Origin of the sequence: Kitasatospora sp. NPDC085879, from assembly GCF_040686255.1 — a bacterium.
Taxonomy (GTDB): domain Bacteria; phylum Actinomycetota; class Actinomycetes; order Streptomycetales; family Streptomycetaceae; genus Kitasatospora.
Map to the genome: position 1 here is coordinate 101563 of NZ_JBFBJZ010000005.1, position 19766 is coordinate 121328.

The 19766-nt window shown below is 72.2% G+C and carries 17 protein-coding genes and 1 tRNA gene; 12 read left to right on the plus strand and 6 right to left on the minus strand.

The window, feature by feature from the left end:
• Positions 1 to 225 precede the first annotated feature (225 nt).
• The 7 genes from AB0P35_RS06065 (at position 226) to AB0P35_RS06095 (ending at position 7487) form a co-directional block, all read left to right on the plus strand.
• Positions 226 to 681, plus strand: a complete 456-nt coding sequence (locus tag AB0P35_RS06065; RefSeq protein ID WP_095877288.1) for a hotdog fold thioesterase — start codon at positions 226 to 228, stop codon at positions 679 to 681.
• Positions 682 to 799: 118 nt separating this feature from the next.
• Positions 800 to 1462 carry a Tat pathway signal sequence domain protein gene (locus AB0P35_RS06070; RefSeq protein WP_363507130.1) on the plus strand — a complete coding sequence of 221 codons (663 nt, stop codon included), beginning with the start codon at positions 800 to 802 and terminating at the stop codon, positions 1460 to 1462.
• A gap of 286 nt (positions 1463 to 1748) precedes the next feature.
• Complete coding sequence (locus AB0P35_RS06075) at positions 1749 to 2972, plus strand: branched-chain amino acid ABC transporter substrate-binding protein (RefSeq protein WP_363507133.1); 1224 nt, start codon at positions 1749 to 1751, stop codon at positions 2970 to 2972.
• Positions 2973 to 3140: 168 nt separating this feature from the next.
• Complete coding sequence (locus AB0P35_RS06080; protein WP_095876839.1) at positions 3141 to 4070, plus strand: branched-chain amino acid ABC transporter permease; 930 nt, start codon at positions 3141 to 3143, stop codon at positions 4068 to 4070.
• Between the two features lie 17 nt (positions 4071 to 4087).
• Positions 4088 to 5914 (plus strand): branched-chain amino acid ABC transporter permease, encoded by a 1827-nt coding sequence (locus tag AB0P35_RS06085; RefSeq protein ID WP_363507136.1) that lies wholly within the window; start codon positions 4088 to 4090, stop codon positions 5912 to 5914.
• A gap of 8 nt (positions 5915 to 5922) precedes the next feature.
• Positions 5923 to 6774 carry an ABC transporter ATP-binding protein gene (locus AB0P35_RS06090; protein WP_095876841.1) on the plus strand — a complete coding sequence of 284 codons (852 nt, stop codon included), beginning with the start codon at positions 5923 to 5925 and terminating at the stop codon, positions 6772 to 6774.
• Positions 6771 to 7487 carry an ABC transporter ATP-binding protein gene (locus AB0P35_RS06095; RefSeq protein ID WP_095876842.1) on the plus strand — a complete coding sequence of 239 codons (717 nt, stop codon included), beginning with the start codon at positions 6771 to 6773 and terminating at the stop codon, positions 7485 to 7487. Before AB0P35_RS06090 ends, AB0P35_RS06095 begins: the two co-directional genes overlap by 4 nt.
• A gap of 90 nt (positions 7488 to 7577) precedes the next feature.
• Here AB0P35_RS06095 and AB0P35_RS06100 read toward each other — a convergent pair whose 3' ends face one another.
• Positions 7578 to 8237: a response regulator gene (locus tag AB0P35_RS06100; RefSeq protein WP_030262528.1), complete on the minus strand. Its 660-nt coding sequence runs from the start codon at positions 8235 to 8237 to the stop codon at positions 7578 to 7580.
• Positions 8238 to 8333: 96 nt separating this feature from the next.
• On the opposite strand from AB0P35_RS06100, the gene AB0P35_RS06105 reads away from it, so the two are divergent.
• A tRNA-Leu gene (locus tag AB0P35_RS06105) sits at positions 8334 to 8408 on the plus strand.
• Between the two features lie 110 nt (positions 8409 to 8518).
• Entirely contained in the window at positions 8519 to 9292 is a 774-nt protein-coding gene (locus AB0P35_RS06110; protein WP_363507141.1) for a transcriptional regulator, read from the plus strand.
• A gap of 61 nt (positions 9293 to 9353) precedes the next feature.
• Here the strand turns inward: AB0P35_RS06110 and AB0P35_RS06115 are convergent, their stop codons facing one another.
• Together AB0P35_RS06115 and pyk are read right to left on the minus strand one after the other, a co-directional pair.
• Positions 9354 to 10328 carry a hypothetical protein gene (locus AB0P35_RS06115; RefSeq protein WP_363507144.1) on the minus strand — a complete coding sequence of 325 codons (975 nt, stop codon included), beginning with the start codon at positions 10326 to 10328 and terminating at the stop codon, positions 9354 to 9356.
• 186 nt (positions 10329 to 10514) lie between these two features.
• Entirely contained in the window at positions 10515 to 11942 is a 1428-nt protein-coding gene (gene pyk / locus AB0P35_RS06120; RefSeq protein ID WP_363507147.1) for a pyruvate kinase, read from the minus strand.
• A gap of 437 nt (positions 11943 to 12379) precedes the next feature.
• Between pyk and AB0P35_RS06125 the strand changes: the two genes are divergently transcribed.
• Positions 12380 to 14200: a 5'-nucleotidase C-terminal domain-containing protein gene (locus AB0P35_RS06125; RefSeq protein ID WP_363507150.1), complete on the plus strand. Its 1821-nt coding sequence runs from the start codon at positions 12380 to 12382 to the stop codon at positions 14198 to 14200.
• Between the two features lie 64 nt (positions 14201 to 14264).
• Here the strand turns inward: AB0P35_RS06125 and AB0P35_RS06130 are convergent, their stop codons facing one another.
• The gene (locus AB0P35_RS06130; RefSeq protein ID WP_363507153.1) at positions 14265 to 15635 is read right to left on the minus strand and encodes an aminotransferase class III-fold pyridoxal phosphate-dependent enzyme; all 1371 of its coding nucleotides are present in this window, start codon (positions 15633 to 15635) and stop codon (positions 14265 to 14267) included.
• A gap of 101 nt (positions 15636 to 15736) precedes the next feature.
• A complete protein-coding gene (locus tag AB0P35_RS06135; RefSeq protein ID WP_095876848.1) occupies positions 15737 to 15958 on the minus strand; it encodes a DUF6296 family protein in 222 nt (73 codons plus the stop codon).
• A 143-nt stretch (positions 15959 to 16101) separates the two neighbouring features.
• Here AB0P35_RS06135 and AB0P35_RS06140 point away from each other — a divergent pair, with 143 nt between their 5' ends.
• Complete coding sequence (locus tag AB0P35_RS06140; RefSeq protein ID WP_363507156.1) at positions 16102 to 17001, plus strand: hypothetical protein; 900 nt, start codon at positions 16102 to 16104, stop codon at positions 16999 to 17001.
• Between the two features lie 273 nt (positions 17002 to 17274).
• Here the strand turns inward: AB0P35_RS06140 and AB0P35_RS06145 are convergent, their stop codons facing one another.
• The gene (locus AB0P35_RS06145) at positions 17275 to 18579 is read right to left on the minus strand and encodes an MFS transporter (protein WP_363507159.1); all 1305 of its coding nucleotides are present in this window, start codon (positions 18577 to 18579) and stop codon (positions 17275 to 17277) included.
• A 138-nt stretch (positions 18580 to 18717) separates the two neighbouring features.
• Between AB0P35_RS06145 and AB0P35_RS06150 the strand changes: the two genes are divergently transcribed.
• Positions 18718 to 19653 (plus strand): ArsR family transcriptional regulator, encoded by a 936-nt coding sequence (locus AB0P35_RS06150; protein ID WP_363507162.1) that lies wholly within the window; start codon positions 18718 to 18720, stop codon positions 19651 to 19653.
• Positions 19654 to 19766: the final 113 nt, after the last annotated feature.

The following is a 19766-nucleotide window of genomic DNA, read 5'->3' on the forward strand; positions in this document are numbered from 1 at the left end:
GCGCCGCCCGCCGCCCGCCACGTCCTTGCCCGCACCCTGCACAGCCACGTCAACGTCCGTTCCTGCCGGTTCCTCTGCCACGCCTCGATCCTAGGGCGCGGCACCGACACGGCCCGCCACGCCGCCGGGGCGGCGGCGGTGTCGGGGCCGACCGCCCTGGCGCCCGGGGCCCGGTCGTACGATCACAGACAGCACGACGACGCGACCACCACCGGCAGGAGCACCATGACCGACGCGGCCCCCGTAGTACTGAACGTGCCCCAGGACGTCCTCGACCACTTCGCGAAGCTCGGGGTCAGCCCGGAGACCTTCTCGGGCGGGCACCTCGGCGAGAAGCTCGGCATCACGATCACCGAGGCCTCGCCGGACCGCGTCGTGGGCACCATGCCGGTCGAGGGCAACCAGCAGCCGTACGGGCTGCTGCACGGCGGCGCCTCGGCGGCGCTGGCCGAGACGATCGGGTCGATCGGCGCGATGCTGCACGCCGGTCCCGGCCGCTACGCGGTGGGCGTGGACCTGAACGCCACCCACCACCGGTCGGCGACCTCCGGGCTGGTGACGGGCGTGGCCACGGCCGTCTTCAAGGGCCGCACCGCCGCGACGTACGAGATCGCGGTGACCGACGACACCGGCCGGCGGATCACCAGCTGCCGGCTGACCTGCATGCTGCGCGACCTGTAGCACCGGCTCCGCCGCGCGCCGTCCCGCCGCGCCCCCGCCGCCGTCGGCCGGGGGCGCGGCGGTTCCGTTTGGACACGGCCGGACCGGGGCAGATCCCCCCGGACGAGGGGGCATCAGCATGTCCGGCGCACGGCACGACGGAGCCGATCCCGGCGGTCACGGATACCTCGGCCCCATCGAGCCGGCCGAGGGCACCGAGGCACCGCCGCCCCCGCCGCTGCCCCTGCACCGGTTGTTGAGCGGCCGTCAGAAGATCGTGCTGGCCGTCCTGTTCGCGTCCGTGGTGGTGGTGCTGACGCTGCGCCACCCCGCCCGCGACCCGCAGCCCCCGCCGGCCGCCGATCCGCCGCCGGTGCCCTCGGTGATCTCCCGACTGTCCTACGCCGGCCCGGCGGCACCGCCGGGCGGTCCGGGGCAGGATTTCGCGCTGCGGGTGGCCGCGGAGGCCGACGGACCGTACGACGTGGTGGCGGTTCGCCAGAGCTATCCGGGTTTGTCCGTCACCGTGCGCGGTGGACTGCCGGTCACCGTGAGACCGGAGCAGCCGGTGCTGCTGACCGTGGAGTACCGGGTCACCGACTGCGCGGGGGCGCCGCCCGACGCCGGAATGCCTTTCCTCGATGTAACGCTGCGTAACACGCGCGCAATCCAGACCATCAGCCAGATCCTCGGCCCGAGGTACGCCCGCGACCTGTCCGAAAGACTGCATTCGGCCTGCCCGATTTCCGGCTATCGGACGGGGGTGTCCGCACCCGCGGCGACGGACAGTCACGTCCGATAGTCGAACACCGCCGGTAGCAGGGGTTTTCCGGTACGACTCCGTTTCGGTGGGCGAGACAGGTCTTAGCACCCCGCGCAGAACGGGGCGCGAATGACCAATATTCGAGATTCTCGAAGAGGTCCGCATAACAAGAGAATCACAGCATGTCCGCAGGTCTGCCGGAGCCTGCCGAAGCCGTTCTAGAGTCACGGCCAGTCACCGCGCCAACCGATCGGGCCAGGCCCCAGCGCGCGACCCGGCACCGCCACTCCGGCGCGCTGCCTACCTGATCTAGAAGGGGAACTTCGTGCGTAACCGTTCAATGCTTGTCGTGAGCATCGCCGTCGTCGGAGCGCTCACCCTGTCCGCCTGCGGCTCCCGCGGTGAGAAGTCCGCCAGCGGCGACGCGGGTGGGACCACGGTCACCATCGGCGTCGACGCGCCGCTGACCGGCCCGCTCTCCGCGCTCGGCCTCGGCATCCAGCACTCCGTCGAGCTGGCTGCCAAGATCGCCAACGACAACAAGGAAGTTCCCGGCGTCACCTTCAAGGTCAAGGCCCTGGACGACAAGAAGTCGCCCCAGGAAGGCCAGCAGAACGCCACCGCCCTGGTCGCCGACAAGAGCGTCCTCGGTGTCGTCGGCCCGCTGAACTCCGGTGTCGCCCAGTCGATGCAGCAGGTCTTCGAGTCGGCCAGCCTCGTCGAGGTCTCGCCGGCCAACACGAACCCCGCCCTCACCCAGGGCGAGAAGTTCGAGACCGAGAAGAAGCGCACCTTCAAGACGTACTTCCGCACCGCGACCACGGACGCCATCCAGGGCCCGTTCGCCGCGCAGTACGCCTACACCGACCTCGGCAAGAAGACCGCCTACCTGATCGACGACAAGAAGACCTACGGCGTGGGTCTGGTCGGCGCCTTCCAGAAGGAGTTCACCAAGCTCGGCGGCACCATCAAGGGCCAGGACCACATCGACGAGAACAACCTGGACTTCTCGGCCGTGGTCACCAAGGCCAAGGCCGCCGGCGCCGACGTGATCTACTACGGCGGCGAGTACCCGCAGTCCGGCCCGCTCTCCGACCAGCTCAAGAAGGCCGGCGTCACCGCCCCCGTCTTCGGCGGCGACGGCATGTACGACCCGGAGTACATCAACAAGGCCAACAAGAACGCCAACGGCGACCTCGCGACCTCCGTCGGCGCCCCGGTCGAGTCCCTCGACTCCGCCAAGAAGTTCGTCGCCGACTACAAGACGGCCGGCTACTCCGACCCGTACGCGGCCTACGGCGGCTACTCCTACGACGCCGCCTGGTCGATCGTCCAGGCCGTCAAGGCCGTCGTCGCCGACAACGGCGGCAAGGTGCCGTCCGACGCCCGCGCCAAGGTCGTCACCGCGATGAGCAAGGTCAGCTTCGACGGTGTCACCGGCAAGGTCGGCTTCGACGAGTACGGCGACGCCGTCAACAAGCAGCTGACCGTCTACACCGTCAAGGACGGCGCCTGGTCGGTCGCCAAGTCCGGCACCTACGCCGGCTGACCCACCGTCTGAACGGCGGCCGACCCACACGGCCGCACCCGGACACAACGCAACAGAACGAACCAACGGCGGGGGCGCTGAGAACCAGCGTCCCCGCCGCATCACAACGGTTCGTCCCCACCCCAGAAGCGAACCCCCAGTACCCCGAACCCACTCGGAGGCCCAGCGGTGCATGAACTGCCGCAGCAGCTGGCCAACGGCCTGATCCTCGGCTCCCTCTACGGGCTGATCGCGATCGGCTACACAATGGTCTACGGCATTGTCCAGCTCATCAACTTCGCCCACGGCGAGATCTTCATGACCGGTGGGTTCGGAGCCCTCACCACATACTTGGTCCTTCCCCCCGGCACCGGACTCTGGCTCGCCCTGCCGCTCATGCTCCTCGGTGGCGTGCTCATCTCCGTCATCGTCGCCGTGGCCGCCGAGCGCTTCGCCTACCGCCCGCTGCGCGGCGCCCCGAAGCTCGCTCCGCTCATCACCGCGATCGGCCTCTCCCTGGCGCTCCAGCAGGTCGTCGAGCAGTTCTACCCCGGCGCCAAGTCCGGCCGCAGCTTCCCGCAGCTGCCCGGCGGTCCGTACCACATCGGCAGCGTCACCCTGCAGCCCGCCGACATCTTCCTCTTCGTCGCCGCCCCGCTCTGCATGGGCGCACTCGCCGCCTTCGTCGGCAAGACCCGCACCGGCCGCGGCATGCAGGCCACCGCGCAGGACCCCGACACCGCCAAGCTGATGGGCATCAACACCGACCGCATCATCGTGATCGCGTTCGCCCTCGGCGCCGCCTTCGCCGCGGTCGCCGCCGTCGGCTGGGGCCTGCGCTACGGCCAGGTCTCCCCCACCATGGGCTTCCTCGCCGGCCTGAAGGCCTTCACCGCGGCCGTCCTCGGCGGCATCGGCAACATCTACGGCGCCATGCTCGGCGGCCTCGTCCTCGGCGTCGCGGAGGCCCTCGCCACCGCGTACATCCAGGAGATCCCCGGCATGAACCAGCTCGGCGGCGGCTCCTGGGCCAACGTCTGGGCCTTCGTCCTCCTGATCGTCGTGCTTCTCGTGCGGCCACAAGGCCTACTCGGCGAACGCGTCGCGGACCGAGCCTGAGGAACGGAGCAGCCACCATGACCACCATCAAGAGCCCCGCCCTCCCGCTGCCGCTCCCGGCCGCCAAGGCGCTCGTCCTCGCCGGCGGCCTCGCCACCGCCGCCTCCACGTTCATCCACTGGACCTGGACCTCGGAGTTCCCCGGCGACCTCACGGTCGACGGCTACCCCGGCGGCCTGCAGATCCTCACCCTCGCCGCCGGCCTGATCATCGCCCTCTTCTCGCTGCCGCTGTACGGCGTGAAGGGCACCCGCTGGCTGACCCCCGCCGGCCCCAACGCGCCGCTGCTCGTCCTCGGCGCGGCCGCCGCGGCCACCACCTGGTTCACCCTGATCGCGATCGGCACCGAACTCGGCGGCCTCGCCAACCTGGAGCCCGGCGGCTGGATCGCCGGGGTCGCCTCGCTCCTCCCGCTGATCGGCGCCCTCGGCCTGCCGCAGACCGGCCCCACCGTCGGACTCCCCTCCTCCGGCGGCGTTCTCGCCATCGCGCGGCACTACCTCGGCTCCTTCGCCCGCCTCGTCGGCCCCAACCCCGACCTGGCCCCCGTGAAGCCGCTCAACCGCTGGGTCGAGACGCTGATCATCATCGCGGTCGCCGCCCTCGGCCTGACGGTCTTCACGTACGGCATCGTCACCGAGTACGGCGAGCTGTTCATCGGCTTCCTCATCCTCACCGCGCTCTGCACCTGGGCCCTGATGCGAGCCGGCCTCGTCTCCCGGCTCACCGCGCTCACCGCCCGCCACCGCGGCACCACCACCGCAGCCGCCTTCGCCGCGGCCGCCGCCTTCCCCTTCACCCAGAGCGACGACCACTTCGCCTCGGTCGGCGTCAACATCCTGATCTTCGCCACCGTCGCCCTCGGCCTGAACGTCGTCGTCGGCCTCGCCGGCCTCCTCGACCTCGGCTACGTCGCCTTCCTCGGTGTCGGCGCCTACGCCGCCGCCCTGGTCTCCGGCTCCACCAGCTCCCCCGTCGGCCTGCACCTGCCCTTCTGGGGCGCCGCACTGGTCGGCATGGGCGCGGCCCTGGTCTTCGGCGTCGTCATCGGCGCCCCCACCCTGCGGCTGCGCGGCGACTACCTCGCCATCGTGACCCTCGGCTTCGGAGAGATCTTCCGCATCGCCGTCAACAGCCTCGACGGCGTCTCCGGCCCCAAGGTCACCAACGGCCCCAACGGCATCCGCAACATCCCGGACCTCGACATCCTCGGATTCGACTTCGGCCAGGCCCACACCTTCGGGTCCTTCACCCTCGGGCGCTTCGCCAACTACTTCCTGCTGATGCTGCTCGTCACCGCGTTCGTCGTGACGGTCTTCAGCCGGGCCAACGACTCCCGCATCGGCCGCGCCTGGGTCGCCATCCGCGAGGACGAGACCGCCGCGCAGGCCATGGGCATCAACGGCTTCAAGCTCAAGCTCCTCGCCTTCGCCCTCGGCGCCGCGCTCGCCGGCCTCGCCGGCACCGTCATGGCCCACGTCAGCTACAGCGTCGTCCCCGACCCGTACCAGTTCGCCGGAGCCGTCCCGCCCAACAGCGCCTTCCTGGTCGCAGCCGTCGTCCTCGGCGGCATGGGCACCATCGCCGGCCCGCTGCTCGGTGCCACCCTGCTCTACCTCATCCCGGAGAAGCTCGTCTTCCTGAAGGAGTACCAGCTCCTCGTCTTCGGCATCGCGCTCGTCCTCCTGATGCGCCTGCGCCCCGAGGGCCTCATCGCCAACCGCCGCGCCCAGCTCGAGTTCCACGACAAGGACACCGACGACGCGGCCCCGGCGGAGACCGACGACGCACCCGCCAGCACCGACCCCGGCAGCACCGCCGGCCTCACCACCGCAGGGGCGTGAGACACACCATGACCACCCAGACCGTCCCGGCCCCCCGCCCCGAGGGCACCGCGGCCGCCACCCCCCTGCTCGAAGCCAGCGGCGTCGTCATGCGCTTCGGCGGCCTCACCGCCGTCAACAACGTCGACCTCACCGTCAACAAGGGCGAGATCGTCGGCCTGATCGGCCCGAACGGCGCCGGCAAGACGACCTTCTTCAACTGCCTCACCGGCCTGTACGTCCCCACCGAGGGCACCGTCCGGTACCAGGGCACCGTCCTTCCGCCCAAGCCCCACCTCGTCACCTCCGCCGGCATCGCCCGGACCTTCCAGAACATCCGGCTCTTCGCCAACATGACCGTTCTGGAGAACGTCCTCGTCGGCCGCCACACCCGCACCAAGGAAGGCCTCATCTCCGCCCTCCTCCGCGGCCCCGGCTACAAGAAGGCCGAGGCGGAGGGCCGCGAGAAGGCCATGGAACTCCTCGAGTTCATCGGCCTCGACCACAAGGCCGACCACCTCTCGCGCAACCTCCCCTACGGCGAGCAGCGCAAGCTCGAGATCGCCCGTGCCATGGCCAGCGAGCCCGGCCTGCTGCTGCTCGACGAGCCCACCGCGGGCATGAACCCGCAGGAGACCCGCGCCGCCGAGGAACTCGTCTTCGCCATCCGCGACAAGGGCATCTCCATCCTCGTCATCGAGCACGACATGCGGTTCATCTTCAACCTGTGCGACCGCACCGCCGTCCTCGTCCAGGGCCAGAAGATCGTCGAGGGCGACAAGGAGACCGTCCAGAACGACGAGCGCGTCATCACCGCCTACCTCGGCGCGCCCCTCGAGGGCGCCACCGACACGGCAGCAAGCACGGAGGCAGACCAGTGACAGCCCTTCTCGAGGTCGAGGACCTCCGCGTCGCCTACGGCAAGATCGAAGCCGTCAAGGGGATCAGCTTCACCGTCAAGCAGGGCGAGGTCACCACGCTCATCGGCACCAACGGCGCCGGCAAGACCACCACCCTGCGCACCCTCTCCGGGCTGCTGAAGCCCACCCAGGGGAAGATCACCTTCGACGGGCAGGCGCTCTCCACGGTCCCCGCCCACAAGATCGTGTCGCTGGGCCTGGCCCACTCCCCCGAGGGCCGGCACATCTTCCCGCGCATGAGCATCGAGGAGAACCTCCTCCTCGGCGCCTTCCTGCGCAAGGACTCCACCGGCATCACCGAGGACGTCGAGCGCGCCTACACGCTCTTCCCGATCCTCGGCGAGCGCCGCAAGCAGGCCGCCGGCACCCTCTCCGGCGGCGAGCAGCAGATGCTCGCCATGGGCCGCGCCCTGATGTCCCGGCCCAAGCTGCTCATGCTGGACGAGCCCTCCATGGGCCTGTCCCCGCTCATGATGCAGAAGATCATGGCGACCATCGTCGAGCTCAAGGCCTCCGGCACCACCATCCTGCTCGTCGAGCAGAACGCCCAGGCCGCGCTCTCGCTCTCCGACCGGGGCTACGTCATGGAGACCGGCCGCATCGTGCTCACCGGCACCGGCGCCGACCTGCTCCACGACGAGTCCGTCCGCAAGGCCTACCTCGGCGAGGACTGACCCCGCGCACACCTCGCGCACACAGCAGGAGGCCCGGCCGCAGATGCGGCCGGGCCTCCTGGCGTTCCCGGAACGAGCCCGGGGACCGCGTCAGCCCTCGTCCTTGCCCGCGTCGGCCTTCTTGCGGTCCTGCGCCTCGCCCTCCTCGATCACGGCCTGCGCCACCGCGGCCATGGTCATCCGGCGGTCCATCGAGGTCTTCTGGATCCAGCGGAACGCGGCCGGCTCCGTCAGCCCGAACTTCGTCTGCAGCACGCTCTTCGCACGGTCCACCAGCTTGCGGGTCTCCAGCCGCTGGGAGAGGTCCGCGATCTCCTCCTCGAGCGTCCGCATCTCGGTGTAGCGCGAGACCGCCATCTCGATCGCCGGCACCAGGTCGCTCTTGCTGAACGGCTTGACGATGTACGCCATCGCGCCGGCGTCGCGGGCGCGGTCGACGAGCTCGCGCTGCGAGAACGCCGTCAGCATCAGCACCGGGGCGAGGTGCTGCTCGTGGATCCGCTCGGCGGCCGACAGGCCGTCCAGGACGGGCATCTTCACGTCCAGGATCACCAGGTCCGGCTTCAGCTCCTCGACCAGCTTCACCGCCGTCTCGCCGTCCCCGGCCTCACCGACGACGGTGTATCCCTCCTCCTCCAGCATCTCCTTGAGATCCAGGCGGATCAGTGCCTCGTCCTCGGCGATGACGATGCGGGTGATCTGGGGCGAATCGATCTCAAGCGGCTGGGGCTGCTCGTCGGCGGTGCTCACGGGGCTCCTCGTTCCGGCGGGGTGCTGCATGCACGAGCCTACCTAGACGCGGTATGTTGGTGTCACGAGGGTGAGCACTTCGCCTTCAAACCGTAGGCCCCGATAGCCCAATCGGCAGCAGGCGATGGTCTCAAACACCATACAGTGTGGGTTCGAATCCCACTCGGGGCACTTTTCCTTCCATTCCAAGGTCGCGACTGGGCCATTCGATCTTCACTGGTTCGAGTGAGATCGCCGGCCGTCCGGCCGAGCCCCGTCCCCGGACGCGGACGATCGGCCCCATGTACGACATGGCCACCCGCCGGCACGCGCTCGCCCTCCACCGCTCCGGGCTGACCCTCAGCGAGACCAGTCGCGCCACCGGCATCTCCCGCGCCGCACTGCGTGCCTGGACCGCACGCATCGAGCCCGCGCCGGGCACCACCGCCGAATGCCCCCTGCGGGACGGCGGACTCGCCCCCGGCCGGCCCGCGGCCGACTACGGCTACCTGCTCGGCCTCTACCTGGGCGACGGCTGCCTCAGCGAGGGCCGGCGCGCCGTGCACGCCCTGCGGATCGCCTGCGGCGACGCCTGGCCCGGACTGATCGAGGAGTGCGCCCGGGCCGTCCGCGCGGTCATGCCGACCAGCGCGGTCCTGCGGGTGCCCGCCCCTGGCTGCACCAGCGTGGTCGCCACGTCCAAGCACTGGCCGTGCCTCTTCCCCCAGCACGGGCCGGGGCCCAAGCACCTGCGCACCCTCCGCCTGACGACCTGGCAGCAGGCGGTGGTGTCGGCGCACCCCTGGCCCTTCGTCCGCGGCCTGATCCACTCCGACGGCTGCCGTACCGTCAACCGGGCGACCCGCCGCTCCGGCGAAGCCGTCCAACGGCACGAGTATCCGCGGTACTTCTTCACCAACGCCTCGCGGGACATCGTCCGGATGCTCACCGACACCCTCGACGCGGTCGGCGTCGAGTGGCGCGTCCGCGAGCGGCGCAGCGGACACCTCGACGTCTCGGTGGCGCGGCGCGCGTCGGTGGCGCTGTTGGACGAGCACGTGGGGCCGAAGTGGTGACGGCGCAGCCCTCCCCCCATCGGTGGGCTGCGCCGTCGGTCCTCGGGTGGTGCGGGGCGGGTCAGCCGACGGGGCCGGCGGCGGTGACGCCGGTGACGTGGAAGACCGCGGTGGCGGGGGTGCCGTTGTGGTCGGGGTCGGTGACGGTGACGGTGTAGTCGCCGTCGGTGGCGCCGCTGAAGACGAACCAGGCGGCCTGGTTCCGGCGGGTGGGCCGGTCCGGGTAGATGGCCTCGATGGGGGCGCTGCTGGGGCCGACCTCCTGGCCGCCGGGCAGGCGCAGGCGCAGGCTGTCGCCGCTGACGGCCATGCCGGCGGGGCCGACGGTGCCGGTCATGTCGTAGGTGAGGTAGAGGGCGCGCTCGCCGAGCTTGAGCGGGGTGTTGGCGGTGTCGGCGCGCAGTTGGGCGCTCTTGAGGGTGAGGGCGAGGCGGCCGCCGGTGACGGTGTGGCCGGCGGGGAGGGCGAGGTCGAGGGGCTTGAGGTCGGCGGCGGTGCGGCCGCCGGTGCCGAGCGGGAGGATCGCCTGGTTCTGGCCGGGGTCGCCGAGCACGAGGGAGGCGCCGTCGAGGGTGAAGCCGGTGGGGGTGGTGAAGGTGATCGGGAGGGTGTTGCTCGCGCCGGGGGTGGGCGGGGCGGCGGTGCCGTGGTCGCCGGCGATGGGGGTGCCGTTGACGTCGATGCTGAGGGTGGGCCAGTCGTTGACGGGGGTGGTGCGGAAGGTGTTGGTGACGGTGGTGGTGAGGACGAGCCGGCCGCCGGTGGTGTCGGTGGCGGGGGTGGTGGCGGCGGTCTTGACGTCGAAGCGCAGGCCGCCCCAGTAGACGGTGTGGCCGACGGTGGTGGTGCTGGCGGCGGCGGTGCCGGCCGCGGTGTGGCCGGTGGCAGTGGCAGTTGCGGTGGCCTTGGCGGGCGGTGCGGCGGGGCTGTCGGTGCCGTCGGGGGTGCACGCGGTGGCGAGGCCGACCGTGAGGAGGACGGTGGCGGCGGCGAGGGCGGTGGCTCTCGGGGTGCGGGGTCTGGTGCTGCTGCTCATGGCGGTGTTCCCCCTTCGGGCGGCCCTGCTGCCGGGCCGGTCGACGGGAACGTACCCGCGACGGGCGGGCGGGCGGCGGGCTGTCACCGGATGGGGACGGTTCCGGTGCGCCGTCGGGGTGTTCGCAGCGGTGGTGTGACGGTGCGACCCCCGCCGGGGGCGGGGGTCGCGGGTGAACGGGCGGCGTCAGTTGTCGAGTTCGCCGACGTGGTGGACGCGGACGAGGTTGGTGGAGCCGGCCAGGCCGGGGGGCGAGCCGGCGGTGATGACGACGATGTCGCCCTTCTGGCAGCGGCCGAGGCCGATGAGTTGGGCGTCGACCTGGGCGACCATTTCGTCGGTGGTGGGGACGAACGGGCCGAGGAAGGTCTCCACGCCCCAGGTGAGGGCGAGTTGGCTGCGGACGGCGGGTTCGTAGGTGAAGGCGAGGACGGGGATGGGCGAGCGGTAGCGGGTGAGGCGGCGGGCGGTGTCGCCGCTCTGGGTGAAGGCGATGAGGTACTTGGCGTGCAGGAAGTCGCCGATCTCGGCGGCGGCGCGGGCGACGGCCCCGCCCTGGGTGCGGGGCTTGTTGCGTTCGGTGAGTGGGGGGAGTCCGGCGGCGAGGACGTCGGCCTCGGCGGCCTCGATGATCCGGCTCATGGTGCGGACGGTCTCGACGGGGTACTTCCCGACGGAGGTCTCACCGGAGAGCATGACGGCGTCGGTGCCGTCGAGGACGGCGTTGGCGACGTCGGAGGCCTCGGCGCGGGTGGGCCGGGAGGCGTGGATCATCGAGTCGAGCATCTGGGTGGCGACGATGACCGGCTTGGCGTTCCGCTTGGCGAGCTTGACGGCGCGCTTCTGGACGACGGGCACCTGTTCCAGGGGCATTTCGACGCCGAGGTCGCCGCGGGCGACCATGAGGCCGTCGAAGGCGTCGACGATGGAGTCGAGGGCGGCGACGGCCTGCGGCTTCTCGATCTTGGCGATGACGGGGACGCGGCGGCCCTCCTCGTCCATGATGCGGTGGACGTCGTCGGCGTCGCGCCCGCTGCGGACGAAGGAGAGGGCGACCAGGTCGGCCCCGAGGCGGAGTGCCCAGCGCAGGTCGTCGACGTCCTTGTCGCTCAGCGCGGGCACGGAGACGGAGATGCCGGGGAGGTTGAGCCCCTTGTGGTCGGAGACGAGGCCGCCCTCGAGGACGGTGGTGCGCACCCGGGGGCCGTCGACGGCGGTGACCTGGAGGCAGACCCGGCCGTCGTCGACGAGGATGTGCTCGCCGGGGACGACGTCGGCGGCGAGGCCGGCGTAGGTGGTGCTGCAGGTGTCGCGGGTGCCGGGGACGTCCTCGACGGTGATGGTGAAGTCGTCGCCGCGTTCAAGAAGTACGGGGCCGTCGGCGAAGGTGCCGAGCCGGATCTTCGGGCCTTGGAGGTCGACGAGGATGCCGACGCTGCGGCCGGCTTCGTCGGCGGCCTTGCGGACCCGGTGGTAGCGCTCCTCGTGTTCGAGTTGGGAGCCGTGGCTGAGGTTGAACCGGGCGATGTCCATGCCGGCCTCGACCAGGGCCTTGATCTGGTCGTACGAGTCGGCGGCGGGCCCGAGTGTGCAGACGATTTTTGCTCGGCGCATGCCTGTAGAGCGTAGGGATTACCGGAGCGTAACAACGGTGTTCCGGCGGGCTGCCTTGCGGCTGTTGCAGAAAGTTTTGATTAACAAACTGACACAACGTGAGCTTTGGCGCTGTGAGATCGAGTTGGCGCCCGAAGCGGTCGCCGCCGACCTGCGCGAACGCGGCGGACGGGCGGCGCACGGGGCGGGCGCGGGGGGTGCCGCCCGTCCGGAGGGTGAGTTGCCCGATGGCGGGTTGACGGGGTGTCGGCCGAACGGAGGGGCGGTGGGCGTCATGTCGGGGTCACCGACATCTCACCTCTCCGCAACGTCCGGGGGCTGTCGCGCGGGGCGAATCCGGGGCAGACTTCTACGCGCGTTTCTCTACGCGCGTCACCACCTGTCGGCGGTGGCACCGCAGCTGACCGTCCGTCCGTCGCCCCACGCTGGAGTCCTCCATGCCCCTGAACCGCCGTGAGTTCGTCTCGCGCTCGGCCGCCACCGCGGCCGGCGCCGCCCTGGCCGGCGGCCTGCCGGTCGTCGCGGCCGCCCCGGCCGCCGCGGCCCAGCGCGGGGACGACGCCCTCCGGAAGGCCCCGCAGAAGCAGAGCTTCACCGTGATGGGCACCACCGACCTGCACGGCCGGGTGCTCAACTGGGACTACTTCACCGACGCCGAGTACGACGACAAGGCGCACAACGACGTCGGCCTCGCCAAGATCTCCACCCTGGTGAAGCAGGTCCGCGAGGAGAAGGGCTGCCACCGCACCCTGCTGATCGACTCCGGCGACACCATCCAGGGCACCCAGCTCAGCTACTACTACGCCCGCGTCGAGCCGATCACCGCCAAGCGCCCGCCGCGCCACCCGATGGCCGCCGCGATGAACGCCATCGGCTACGACGCCGCCGCCCTCGGCAACCACGAGTTCAACTACGGCATCCCGCTGCTGCGCGCCTACGAGGAGCAGCTGGACTTCCCGCTGCTCGGCGCGAACGCGCTGTACGCCAAGAACGAGCGGCCGGCCTTCGAGCCGTACGTCATCAAGGAGATGCACCTCGGGCACGGCCGCCCGCTGCGGGTCGGCATCCTCGGCCTGACCAACCCGGGCATCGCGATCTGGGACAAGGCGAACGTCTCCGGGAAGATGGTCTTCCCGGGGATCGTCGAGGCGGCGAAGAAGTACGTGCCGCGGATGCGCGCGGCCGGCGCGGACGTGGTCGTGGTCTCCTCGCACTCCGGTGCGGACGGCGCGACCTCGTACGGCGACCAGCTGCCGTGGGGCGAGAACGTGTCGGCGCAGCTCGCCGAGGAGGTGCCGGGGGTCGACGCGGTGCTGGTGGGCCACGCGCACAAGGAGATCCCGCAGCGGCTGGTGGTGAACAAGCAGACCGGGAGGAACGTGGTGCTGTCCGAGCCGCTGTGCTGGGGCCAGCGGCTGACCTGCTTCGACTTCGAGGTGGAGTACGCGCACGGCTCCTGGCAGGTGTCGTCGGTGTCCTCCCGGGTGCTGAACTCCAACACGGTGCCGGAGGACCCGGCGATCGTGAAGCTGATCGCCGGCCAGCACAAGAAGGTGGTGGCCTACGTCAACCAGGTCATCGGCACCTGCAAGACCGAACTGTCCATCGCTGAGGCGCCGTTCAAGGACGTGCCGATCATCGACCTGATCGGCCGGGTGCAGGCGGACACGGTGAAGGCGGCGCTGGCGTCCACCGAGTACGCGAACCTGCCGGTGCTGGCGCAGGCGGCGCCGTTCAACCGCACCGCGGTGATCCCCGCGGGCGACGTGCGGCTGCGGGACGCGGCGGGCCTGTACATCTACGAGAACACCCTGGAGGCGCGCGTCCTCACCGGTGCGCAGATCAAGGACTACCTGGAGTTCTCCGCCCGGTACTTCGCGCAGCTGGCGCCGAGTGCGCCGGTGGACCTGGGCACGCTGACCAACGCCGGGTCCACGCCGGACTACAACTACGACTCGGTGTACGGCGTCTCGTACGACATCGACATCGCGCAGCCGGCGGGCTCGCGGATCGTCGGCCTGTCGTACAACGGCGCGCCGATCGACCCGGCGGCGCAGTTCGTGCTGGCGGTGAACAACTACCGGGCGGGCGGCGGCGGCAACTTCCCGCACGTGGCGGCGGCGAAGCAGGTGTGGGCGAACTCGGAGGAGATCCGCAACACGATGATCTCCTGGGTGAAGGCGAAGGGCGTCATCGACCCGGCCGACTTCGGCGGCGTCTCCTGGCGCCTGGTCCGCGCGGGCGTGCCGCTGTTCTAGGACGCGTCTGCGGCCCCGCCCGTGCCGGCCTGTCCGGTGCGGGCGGGGCCGCTGCCGTACTCCCTCAGCCTGCGCACATCTCGTCGAGGAAGGCGTCGAGGACGCCGAGGTAGGTGTCGATGTCGGCGGTGTCGTGGGCGAAGCCGGCGTGCGGGCCGGAGGAGCCGATGGCGTCCCAGACGCCGCGGTTGGCGAAGTAGACCCGCCGCGTGTCGGTGAACAGCGGGTCGAGGCGGGCGTGTGCCTCGCGGGCGTTGCGGGGCAGCTCCGGTTGCAGGCAGTAGCCGGAGCGAGCGCCGAACCGGTGGGCTCTCCAGGGAAGTTCGCGGCTGCGGGCGGCGGCCTCGATGCCGTCGGCGAGGCGGTCGCCGAGCCGGGCGATCCGCTCGTGCTCGGCAGGTGTCATCAGCTCGGTGAGGACGACCTCGGCGCAGGCCAGGGACAGCGCATTGGCGAACAGTGTGCCGCCGAGCGCGAGCCCGACGGTGTCGCCGAGTTCGTCGGCGACCTGGGCGGCGACCAGGTCGCCGAGGTCGTCGGTCATGCCGAGGGCGCCGATCGGGATGCCGCCGCTGATGCCCTTGCCTCCGGTGACGAGGTCGGGCGCGATGCCGTAGTGGGTGACCGCGCCGCCGTAGCGGTCGAACTGGGTGTGGGTCTCGTCCATCACCAGCAGCGTGCCGTGGCGGGTGCAGGCCTCGCGCAGCCCGGGCAGGAAGTCCGGTTCGGGCAGGACGGTGCCGCAGTTGGTGAGCACGCCCTCGATCAGCACCGCCGCGCAGCTCCGGCGGCTCAGGACCCGCTCGACGGCGGCGAGGTCGTTGAAGTCGACGACGGCGAGGTCCGGCGGTGCGGCCAGTCCGGTGGCCTCCGGCACCAGCCCGGTGCCGTCGTCCGTCCACAGCGTCTCCTGCAGTTGGCCGTGGTACTTGCCGGCGAACAGCAGCACTCCCTGCCGGCCGGTCGCCACCCGGGCGATCCGCAGCGCCTCGGTGTTGGCGTTCGAGGCGGAGAGGCTGAACTGCCACTGCGGGAGGCCGAAGCGCAGCCGCAGCTGCTCGCACACGGCGAACGCGGCCTCGGACGGCAGGAACAGCTGGACGCCGCGGGCCGCCTGGGTGGCGACGGTCTCGGTGAGCCGCGGGTGTGCGTAGCCGAGGACGGTCGACATGTCGCCGACGTTGAAGTCGAGGTAGCCGTTGCCGTCGACGTCGGTGAAGGACGGCCCGCGGCCGTGGGCGACCCACAGCACCGGGGTCCGGTAGAAGCCGGCCATCCACTGCATGGGCACACCGCCGGGCATGCGGGTGCGCGCCCGGGCGGTCAGGGCCAGCGAGCCGGGCACCCGCACACGGAAGGCGGCGTCCTCGCGCTCGCGGATCGCCGCCAGGGCACGGCGCTGCCCGGCGCTGAGGGCGGGGGCTGTGGTGTCCATCGGCGTCCCCTTCGTGCTCCCGGCCGTCCGTGCTCGCGGCCGCGGTGCCCGGCCGGGCCGACCGAGGCGGGCTCGGCGGGCGCCGGCCGGACGGGAGCGGGTCAGGCGCGGCGGCGGACGGTCGAGGGCGGGGTGAGTTCCTGGCGGCCGCCGGTGGCGAGCATGCGGATCTCGTCCCGGTCGCTGATCTCGGCTCGGACGATGCCGCTGTCGTCGGTGTACACCGGGTGGCCGCCGGGGCCGAGGGTGCCGGTGGGGTGCACCACGACGATGTCATCGGTGTCCTGGCCGGGGTGCGGGAAGGAAAGCTCGTACTCGGTCATGGGGCACCTCCTCGGGCCGCGCGGGTGCGGGACCGCTCACCAGTGTCGCGCCGCGGCGCGGTCCGCGCGCTTCGGGAACCCGCGGACGGGGTGCTGCGTCCCACTGCCGTCCGATTGGTTCGTACCGGCAGGGGGTTGCGGGAATGCGCAGAGGTGTGGTCGGGGCGCTGCTGGCGCTGGTGCTGACGGGGTGCGCCAGCACGGTGGTGCCCGCGGGCCCCGGGGGCGGGCCGACCGGCGGCGGGGACGCGGCGCAGCGGCGGGCGGCGGAGGTCTCGGCGGCATGGCCGGGCTCGGCGCAGGAGAAGGTGTGGAGGTCGGGCTACTTCCCGGTGGACGTGCCGGCGGAGTGGCTGCCGAAGGAGGCGTTCCACAGCGGCGAGGACAAGGACGCGTACCAGTCGGGGCGGCTGGTGCTGGCGGGCGGGCTGCCGCAGACGTTCTCGGGGCTGACGCAGGTGCGGTGGGCGGACGGTTCGCAGCTGACGCTGCCGCTGCGGTCGGCGGACGCGGTGTTCCGGTCGCTTACGGAGGGCAGGCCGGGGTGCAACGGCCGGTGCGAGCACCCGCTGAAGGTGACCGGGGCGGAGCCGGGGACGCGGGAGGTGTCGACCAGCCGCGGCCGGGCGGAGATCCCCGTGTGGCGGTTCCGGGTGGCGGGCTACACGGACCCGTTCACGTATCCGGCGGTGGAGGGGCAGCAGCCGCCGTCCGCGCCTGCGAAGGAGGTGCCGGGGGCGCGCGGGGCGGCGTTCCTCTCGGTGTCGGCGGACGGCCGGACCCTGACGGCGACGGTGGCGCACGGCTCCTGCGAGCGGGTGGAGCGCACGGAGGCGTACGAGACGGAGGCGGCGGTGGTGCTGTACGTCCTGGTCCGGTCGACGGCGAAGCCCGGGACGGCGTGCAGCCTGGCGATGCACCTGTCGCCGGAGCAGTTCCGGCTGGCCCGCCCGCTGGACAACCGGGTGGTGCTCGACCTGGCCACCGGCGTCCCCCAACTCCCGAAGGGCGACCTCTCCCGCGGCCAGGACGGCGGCCAGTAGCCACCTCTCGGGGGCTGGCGGATGGGACTCGGGAGGGGCAGGACCGGCATCTCCTCGGCGCCCACCCGGCCGGCGAGGCGAGCGGGCCAGCCCGGAGGCGAGCGGGCGACACCCGCCCCGAGCCGAAGGGCCCGCCGGTGCCGAAAGGGAGGCGCGAGGGAGTGACGAAGGAGCGAGGGAGCGTGGGGGCACCTCCCAGCCGCCGGGCTGGGGGAGACCGTCGGCGCCGGGCCAAGAGGGCCCGGAGGCGAGCGGGCGACGAACCATCCCTGCTCAGGGCGCAGGCGGTGTGAGGGCGGTGCGGTCCTGCGGCCCGGCCGTGCGTTCCAGGAGCACTAGCGCGGGGATGGCGGCGAGGGCCGTGGCGGCGAGGAAGAGCCAGGGCAGGACGGCGCCGTGGCCGAGGAGGAGGGTGAGCAGGGCGGGGGCGGTGACCTGCCCGAGCGTCCAGGAGAGCTGGTACACGGCGAGGTAGCGGCCGCGCATCGCGGGGTGGGCGAGGTGGACGCTGAGGTTCTCGGCGAACGGGGTGGCCATGGTCTCGGCGGTGTTGTAGACGACCATCGCGGCGTACAGGCCGGCCAGGACGGCCCAGCCGGGTGCGGCGGAGAGGGCGGCGAAGAGGCCGAAGGCGATCGCGTTGAGGCCGTGGGCGGCAGCGATGACCCGGGTGGGACGGAAGCGTTCGAGGCGGCGGGTGACGGCGGTCTGGGTGAGGACGACCTGGGCGCTGTTGAGGACGAGCAGGGAGCCGGCGACCCAGGCCTGCTGGTGGAGGCCGTCGGTGAGGTAGACGGCGAGCAGCAGGCTGAGGACGAGCGTCGCGAAGACGTTGGCGAGGTTGACGGTGACGAGGAGCAGGTAGCGGCGGTCGCTCAGGACGGTGCGGTAGCTGCCCGGGGCGGGGGTGCCGGCGGGTGCGGTGCGGGCCGGCGGGTGGGCGGGGCGCCAGGTGGCGAGCAGCGCGGCGGCGGTGAGGAAGCTGGCGGCGTTGAGGAGGGCGGTGGCGCGCAGTCCGGTGGTGCCGCCGACGGCGAGGAGGAGGGCGCCGAGGGCGCCGCCGAGGGCGAGTCCGGCGTTGCGGAGGGTGCTGACGAGGGCGAACCAGCGGGTGCGGCGGGTCTCGTCGGCGGCGAGGACGACGAGGCCGGTGCTGGAGGTCCAGTAGGCGGCGTGGCCGATCTGGGCGAGCAGGATGACGGCGACGATCTGCCAGGACCGGTGGGCGAGCAGGAAGCCGGCGTAGCCGAGGGCCGAGAGCAGGTTGGCGGCGGTGGCGACGGCGCGGGCGCCGTAGCGGTCGAGGACGGGTCCGGTGAGCACGGCGGTGGGCAGGGCGAGGAGCCGGCCGAGGCTGATGGCGGCGCCGACGGCGGTGAGGGTGAGCGAAGTGGTGCGGACGAAGTAGACGACGGTGAAGGTGAGGATGAGGCCGCTGCCGAGGCTGTCGACGAGGTGGGCGCCGAGGAGGGGGCGCTGCCCCGCGGTGTCGGGCAGGCCGAGGCGGCCGGCGAGGGTGTGGCGGCCGGTGCGGCCGGCGACGCGGCTGCGCGGCAGGTCGGGGGTGGTGGTGGGCATGACCCCGATCCTGCGCCGGGTGACGGGGCGGCAGAATTGATTTCGTCCTGGTGGAATCCTGGGGCGGAATCCCGGGGGTGGAGTGGGGCGGGGTGAGGTGCGGTGCTGACGCTGCGGTTCTCGGCGCAGGATCTGGCGGTGACCCGGTTCGCGTGTTCGCCGCTGACCGAACTCACCAACAGCGTGCAGGTGTTGAAGGAGCCGGGCGAGCACGGGGTGCATCTGCCGTGGGTGCGGGAGGCGCGGCGGCGGCTGGCGGGTGTGGAGTTCGCGCTGCTGGCGGAGCTGGTGCCGATCCCGGCGGTGTACACGCCGGACTTCCTGACCCCGGTGCCGGCGTCCTCGGCGCCGGGGATCGAGGAGGAGCTGGCGGGGCTGGCGGCGGTGCCGGCCGCGCAGGTGCGGGCGGACCTGGACCGCTGGGCGGGGCCGATGCCGCCGCTGGTGGCGGCGCTGCGGGCGGATCCGGAGGCGGGGCTGGCCCGGTTGGCGGGTGAGGTGCGGGCGTACTGGGCGGCGGCGGTGGAGCCGTTCTGGGGCCGGATCGCGCGGCTGGTGGAGGGCGAGATCCTGTACCGGGCGCGGCAGATGTCGGCGGGCGGTCCGGCGGCGCTGTTCGCGGACCTGCATCCGCGGGTGTCGTGGGAGCGGGGGACGCTGCGGGTGCGGCACATCTGGTTCCGGGCGGAGCGCCGGCTGGACGGCGAGCGGGGGCTGGTGCTGGTGCCGTCGGTGTTCGCGTGGCCGGGGGTGTACTCGCAGACCGATCCGCCGGGGCGGCCCGGGCTGGTGTATCCGCCGCGCGGGGTGGCGACGCTGTGGGAGGCGCCGGCGGCCGCCCCGGACGGCCTGGCGGGGGTGCTGGGGCGGGCGCGGGCGCAGTTGCTGGTGGAGTTGGCGGCGCCGGCGTCGACGACCGAACTGGCCCTGCGGACGGGCCTGTCGGTGCCGAACGTGTCGCACCATCTGGCGGCGCTGCATGCGGCGGGACTGGTGGCACGGCACCGCAGTGGCCGCAGCGTCCTGTACCTGCGCACGCCGGTGGCGGAGGCCCTCGTGGGGGCAGGCGGCTGAGCGGGCTCGCCGTCAGGGCGGTCGGACGCCCCTGTCGGACATGGCCGGGTGCCTTGGACGGCTAGCGCGGAGCGAGGTCCCGCAGGCGGGCGAGGGCGGCGTCCGAGGGCCCG

Excerpts from the sequence above, each read along its gene's own strand:
- AB0P35_RS06065 (WP_095877288.1), top strand. The coding sequence starts at position 226 with ATGACCGACGCGGCCCCCGTAGTACTGAACGTGCCCCAGGACGTCCTC.
- AB0P35_RS06070 (WP_363507130.1), top strand. The coding sequence starts at position 800 with ATGTCCGGCGCACGGCACGACGGAGCCGATCCCGGCGGTCACGGATAC.
- AB0P35_RS06085 (WP_363507136.1), top strand. The coding sequence starts at position 4,088 with ATGACCACCATCAAGAGCCCCGCCCTCCCGCTGCCGCTCCCGGCCGCC.
- AB0P35_RS06090 (WP_095876841.1), top strand. The coding sequence starts at position 5,923 with ATGACCACCCAGACCGTCCCGGCCCCCCGCCCCGAGGGCACCGCGGCC.
- AB0P35_RS06110 (WP_363507141.1), top strand. The coding sequence starts at position 8,519 with ATGTACGACATGGCCACCCGCCGGCACGCGCTCGCCCTCCACCGCTCC.
- AB0P35_RS06115 (WP_363507144.1), bottom strand. The coding sequence starts at position 10,328 with ATGAGCAGCAGCACCAGACCCCGCACCCCGAGAGCCACCGCCCTCGCC.
- pyk (WP_363507147.1), bottom strand. The coding sequence starts at position 11,942 with ATGCGCCGAGCAAAAATCGTCTGCACACTCGGGCCCGCCGCCGACTCG.
- AB0P35_RS06125 (WP_363507150.1), top strand. The coding sequence starts at position 12,380 with ATGCCCCTGAACCGCCGTGAGTTCGTCTCGCGCTCGGCCGCCACCGCG.
- AB0P35_RS06130 (WP_363507153.1), bottom strand. The coding sequence starts at position 15,635 with ATGGACACCACAGCCCCCGCCCTCAGCGCCGGGCAGCGCCGTGCCCTG.
- AB0P35_RS06135 (WP_095876848.1), bottom strand. The coding sequence starts at position 15,958 with ATGACCGAGTACGAGCTTTCCTTCCCGCACCCCGGCCAGGACACCGAT.
- AB0P35_RS06140 (WP_363507156.1), top strand. The coding sequence starts at position 16,102 with ATGCGCAGAGGTGTGGTCGGGGCGCTGCTGGCGCTGGTGCTGACGGGG.
- AB0P35_RS06145 (WP_363507159.1), bottom strand. The coding sequence starts at position 18,579 with ATGCCCACCACCACCCCCGACCTGCCGCGCAGCCGCGTCGCCGGCCGC.